3 protein-coding genes are annotated in these 6,224 nt (G+C 40.2%); 2 read left to right on the top strand and 1 reads right to left on the bottom strand.

Annotation, left to right across the window (positions count from 1 at the left end):
- Positions 1 to 38: 38 nt before the first annotated feature.
- Positions 39 to 497, top strand: a complete 459-nt coding sequence (locus GQ598_RS09190; RefSeq protein ID WP_091348272.1) for a hypothetical protein — start codon at positions 39 to 41, stop codon at positions 495 to 497.
- Between the two features lie 307 nt (positions 498 to 804).
- Positions 805 to 1,890 (top strand): 3-deoxy-7-phosphoheptulonate synthase, encoded by a 1,086-nt coding sequence (locus GQ598_RS09195; protein WP_160403865.1) that lies wholly within the window; start codon positions 805 to 807, stop codon positions 1,888 to 1,890.
- Between the two features lie 44 nt (positions 1,891 to 1,934).
- Here GQ598_RS09195 and purL read toward each other — a convergent pair whose 3' ends face one another.
- Positions 1,935 to 5,837, bottom strand: coding sequence for a phosphoribosylformylglycinamidine synthase (purL, locus tag GQ598_RS09200; protein WP_160403866.1), 3,903 nt, complete (start codon positions 5,835 to 5,837; stop codon positions 1,935 to 1,937).
- Between the last annotated feature and the right edge of the window lie 387 nt (positions 5,838 to 6,224).

The raw sequence follows: 6,224 nt of genomic DNA on the forward strand, positions 1-6,224 counted from the left end.
ATAACAAACATAACTTTATCACAACAATAAATAACCTTATGAAAAAGAACTTCGCAATTATATTATTAATTATTATTCCGTTAATATCACTAACAGGCTGCTACCCACACTACAAAACTGAAGTTGTTACTGTTACACCGGATATAACATTAAATAATGACAATCAACTATGTATCAGCATACCTACAAACCAAATTATGGCAAACCAATCAATTCCCATTGATACTATTTATATTACAGAAACAACTCTATCAGAAAAGGGCTTCCTAGAGGATTGGGAAAAAGATAATTGGAAAGGAGATAACATTCGTTCTGGCGAATGCTTGAAAATTGAATACCCTTTGCAAGCAAATACAACTTATCGCATTAAGTTTACCAGTAAGTTGACTTCTGACCCAACATTCTATACATATTTTAGATGGATAAGGAAATTCCGCCTAGAAAAACAAAATGATGGTAAATTTATACTATTATTGGACAACAAAGCGAATAAATAATAGCACTTCAACTCTAATTTAGCGCTATCCAAATTTAGTATTGACCTTAATTATCATTAAGCTAGGGTAACCTAGCTTAATCATTATTATCAGATCTCAGATTAAATCAACACGCATAAAGCTCTACACAATTAAAATGTAAAGATAAATTTACTAAAACTACAAAATAAAAACAACCATAATAAATTCTGATTAATAATTGAAAATTTAATTTACTATTATGTAATTTTGTGTTTACATATTAAACGTTTATGTAATAAAAATTTTACATATAAATAATTGCAAGATTTTAACAAGGAAAATAAAAATGTTAAAAGATTCACTAAATAATGTCAGAATTAGGGACGAACACATGCTAGTTACCCCCATAGAGATAAAAAAACTTTATCCACTATCTCATGATCTAGAAAAACAAATTGCCTCATCAAGACAAACCATTGTTGATATTTTAGAACGCCGAGATCATCGATTACTTATCGTATGCGGTCCTTGCTCTATTCATGACCCCGCTGCGGCAATTGAATATGCACACAAATTAAAAAAACTATCCGACGAAGTCAATGATCACCTATTTATTGTCATGCGTGTCTATTTTGAAAAACCACGCACCACGGTAGGTTGGAAAGGGATGATTAACGATCCACATATGGACAGTTCATTTGATATTGAACATGGACTTAAAAAAGCACGCAAATTATTACTCGATATCACCAAAATTGGGTTACCTATTGCAACCGAAGCATTAGATCCCAACACACCACAATATATTGGCGATTTAATTAGTTGGTCAGCAATCGGCGCAAGAACGACTGAATCACAAACACATAGAGAAATGGCATCAGGACTATCAATGCCAGTCGGCTTTAAAAATGGCACCGATGGCAGTTTAGATGTCGCCATTAATGCCATGAAATCGGCATCAATGGCGCACCGCTTTGTGGGGATCAATCAACAAGGGCAAGTAACCGTTTTACAAACAATGGGCAATCCACACGGTCATGTTATTTTGCGTGGTGGCAAAACGCCAAATTTTGATGCAGAAAATGTCGCATTATGTGAAACACAAATGAAAAAGGCGGGATTGTTACCTAACTTAATGATTGATTGTAGTCATGCTAATTCCAACAAAGATTATCGCAATCAACCGATTGTTGCCGACTCAATTATTGAACAAATTGAACACGGCAATAACTCAATTATTGGTGTAATGATTGAAAGTAACTTATTTGAAGGCAATCAATCGTCTGAACAACCGCCTGAAAACTTGAAATATGGCGTATCAGTCACTGATGCATGTATTAATTGGGAAAGTACCGAACAATTATTACAAAAAATGAATAACCAATTAGCAAAACCGCTCACCCAAAGGCAACAGCAATCAGCTAAAGCCTAAACACTAATAACAAAATCGCCGACAAAATATCGGCGATTTTTTATTTAACCCAATTGCTTACGCGCATTACGGAATAGGCGCATCCATGGACTATCTTCACCCCAATTATCTGGGTGCCAAGAATTTGTTACAGTTCTAAATACACGCTCAGGATGAGGCATCATAATCGTTGCGCGACCATCTTTAGAGGTGACTGCAGTGATCCCATTTGGAGAACCATTCGGATTATTAGGATATTGCTCTGTAACTTGACCAAAATGGTCAATATAACGCATAGCAACTAAACCAGAGGCTTCTAAATGCGTTAAATGCGCATCATCAGCAACTTCAACCCGTCCTTCCCCATGCGAAACCGCAATTGGCATATAAGAGTCCGTCATACCGGTAAACAGCAAAGATGGGCTTGATTGAATTTTCACTAGACTAAAACGAGCTTCGAAGCGTTCTGACACATTACGAACAAAGCGTGGCCACAGATCAGCCCCCGGAATCAAATCCTTCAAATTCGACATCATTTGGCAACCGTTACAAACCCCTAACGATAACGTATCGCCGCGATGGAAAAACTGCTCAAACTCATACCGAACTCGCTCATTAAACAGCACCGATTTAGCCCAACCTTCGCCAGCACCCAACACATCACCATAAGAAAAGCCACCACAAGCAACCAGTGTACTAAATGGATCAAGCGTAATACGACCAGAAAGCAGATCCGTCATATGCACATCAATGGCTTCAAAACCAGCTCGATTGAATGCGGCGGCCATTTCGACATGCGAATTAACACCTTGTTCACGTAACACAGCCACTTTAGGTTTTACGCCAGTGACAATATAAGGCGCTGCAATATCTGCTTGAGGATCAAAAGTTAAGTGCACACTTAAGCCTGGATCATCTTCATTTTGTTTGGCTTGATGTTCTTGATCCGCACACTCAGGATTATCACGTAATCGCTGCATCTGCCAAGTTGTTTCGGCCCACCATGTTCTTAGCATTGAGCGCGACTCACTATAAATCACAGCAGATTTATTACGCACAATAAATTGTTGTCCTGCTTTAGCACTACCCAAAGCATAAACAGCATGGGATAAGCCAAACTGCTTAAAGCAAGCCATCACATCGTCTAAACAACTATTGGCCACCTGAATAACAGCACCAAGCTCCTCATTAAATAGCGAAGCAATCACATCATGACCTAATTGAGAAATATCAACATCAACACCACAATGCCCAGCAAAAGCCATCTCAGCCAATGTTACAAACAAGCCACCATCAGAACGATCATGATAAGCCAACAACGCATTTTGGCTAACTAAGGATTGAATTGCTTGATAAAAAGCCGCAAGCTCCTTAGCATCATGAACATCCGCTGTTTTTTGACCTAAATGACGGTACACCTGTGCAAGTGCAGTTGCGCCTAACGCTTGGTGACCTTTCGATAAATCAACCAACAATAACGTATTATCTTGATCGACACGCAATTGCGGTGTCACGGTTTTACGCACATCTTCAACGCGCGCAAATGCCGAAATCACCAACGATAATGGCGACGTCACTGTTTTTTGTTCGCCATCTTGTTGCCATGTGGTTTTCATCGACATCGAATCTTTACCAACAGGAATCGCCAGACCCAATGCTGGGCATAATTCTTCGCCAATGGCTTTAACTGCTTGATAAAGACCAGCATCTTCGCCCGGATGGCCAGCGGCGGCCATCCAGTTAGCAGAAAGCTTGATACGTTTGATATCGCCGATATTCGTTGCGGCAATATTGGTAATCGCCTCGCCAACGGCAAGCCTTGCTGAAGCGGCAAAGTTAAGCAAAGCAACGGGGGCGCGTTCACCGATTGACATAGCTTCGCCATAATAGCTATCTAAGCTTGCAGTCGTAACCGCACAATCAGCAACAGGCACTTGCCATGGGCCAACCATCTGATCGCGCGATACCATCCCAGTCACAGAGCGATCGCCAATGGTGATTAAAAAGGTCTTTTCAGCAACAGTTGGTAAATGTAAAACCCGTTTAACCGCATCATATAAATTAATATCAGCAGTTGAAAAATTATCGCCATGTGCTTGATGGGTCTTAACATCTCGTTGCATTTTAGGTGTTTTACCAAGGAGCACATCCAATGGCAAATCAATTGGATTATTATTAAAATGATCATCATGCAAAGTAACAGCTTTATTGGCAGTTGCTTGACCAATCACCGCATAAGGCGCCCGCTCGCGTTGGCAAAGCTCATCAAACAGGGCCAATTTATCCGGATGGATGGCAAGCACATAACGTTCTTGCGATTCATTACACCAGATTTCTAGCGGTGACATCCCTGGCTCATCGTTAAGTATTTTACGTAGCTCAAATTGACCACCACAGCCACCGTCACTAACTAGCTCAGGCATCGCATTAGACAAACCGCCAGCACCCACATCATGAATAAATAAAATAGGATTATCTTCACCAAGTTGCCAACAACGATCGATAACCTCCTGACAACGGCGCTCCATTTCAGGGTTATCACGCTGAACAGAAGCAAAATCCAAATCGGCATCAGACTGGCCCGACGCCATAGACGACGCAGCCCCACCACCTAAGCCAATATTCATCGCAGGACCACCTAACACAATCAGCTTAGAGCCAGCTGGAAACTCACCCTTTTGGATATGTTCACGACGTATATTACCCATACCGCCTGCCAACATAATCGGCTTATGGTACCCTCTAAGCTCCTCGCCATTATGGCTATTGACCTTTTCTTCATAAGTACGGAAATACCCCAATAAAGCCGGACGACCAAATTCATTATTAAACGCTGCTCCCCCTAATGGACCATCCATCATAATATCAAACGCACTGACAATACGATCAGGCTTACCAAAATCGTATTCCCAAGGCTGTTCAAAGTTAGGAATACGCAAATTAGAAACCGAAAATCCAACCAATCCCGCTTTCGGTTTAGCCCCGCGCCCAGTTGCACCCTCGTCACGAATCTCACCACCACTCCCCGTTGCTGCACCCGGCCAAGGCGATATAGCAGTTGGATGATTATGCGTTTCCACTTTCATTAAAATATCCGCATATTCTTGATGATAACCGTAGGTTTTATTCTCATTATCTGCAAAAAAGCGCCCAACTTTCGAGCCATCCATTACAGCGGCATTATCCTTATAAGCGGATGAAACATAATCAGGGGTGTGTTCAAAAGTATTTTTGATCATCTTAAATAGTGATTTAGGCTGTTTTTTACCATCAATAGTCCAATCAGCGTTAAAAATCTTATGGCGACAATGCTCAGAGTTGGCTTGCGCAAACATATAAAGTTCAATATCAGTCGGATTACGTTTCAATTTTTCAAAATTTTCAACTAAATAATCAATTTCATCAGGCGCTAATGCCAAACCTAATTTAAGGTTAGCGTCTTCTAACGCCTTGCGTCCCTGACCTAATAAATCAACGGTTGTTACAGGCGTAGGTGACTCAACGTGGAATAGCTGCTCGGCTTGCTCAACACGACTAAAAACGGCTTCCATCATGCGATCGTGAATCAATGATAAAAAATCGTTTTTTTGTGAATCGGTTAATAGCGAACTCACTTGCACATAATAAGCAATTCCTCGCTCAATACGGCGAATTTGTAACAAGCCACAATTATGCGCAATGTCCGTCGCTTTTGACGACCAAGGCGAAATGGTTCCGGCTCTTGGAGTAACTAAAAAAAGTTGCTTGCTAGATGTCTCTTTAACATTGATTTGTGCGGTTTTAGGACCGTATTGTAATAATTTATCTAAAGTTAGCTGTTGTTCAGCCGTTAACTCGCCTGCCAAATCAACAAAATGGAGATATTGGGCTTCAATATCAATAACAGGGATGGATTTTTCACAACAAGTAGATAAGATTTTACTAATACGAAATGCAGATAAAGCAGAACAGCCAGCTAAAATTTTCATGAAAATTACTCTTTTTAAGCTAAAAATAGGGGGAAAATAGAATAATATTATAAAAGAAAGCGTACGATGTGGCTATATTAAATACAATTAATCGGGTGATGGTGGGGGGAGTTTGTTTTTTTTGTTAAAAAACAATCGAAAAAACTTTAATAAAATCAGTACCTTTTCTGACCGATTTTTGGGCGGAAAATCAGGCCTTTTTGTTTTGGTGAATAGAATAAATTAGGTGCAGAGGTTTCGGACGTTTTGACCTATAGTGAACAAAATAGCCACAGTGACCACGTCCGAGCTAAGGGAATTAGAGCGATGAACTGCACCCCAAAAGTTGTACAAAAAAACTAAGCTGCTGGAAAATAATACTCCCGATATTGAACAGGACTCTTTTTG

This window comes from Gilliamella sp. Pas-s95, assembly GCF_009795795.1.
Taxonomy (GTDB): Bacteria; Pseudomonadota; Gammaproteobacteria; order Enterobacterales; family Orbaceae; genus Gilliamella; species Gilliamella bombicola.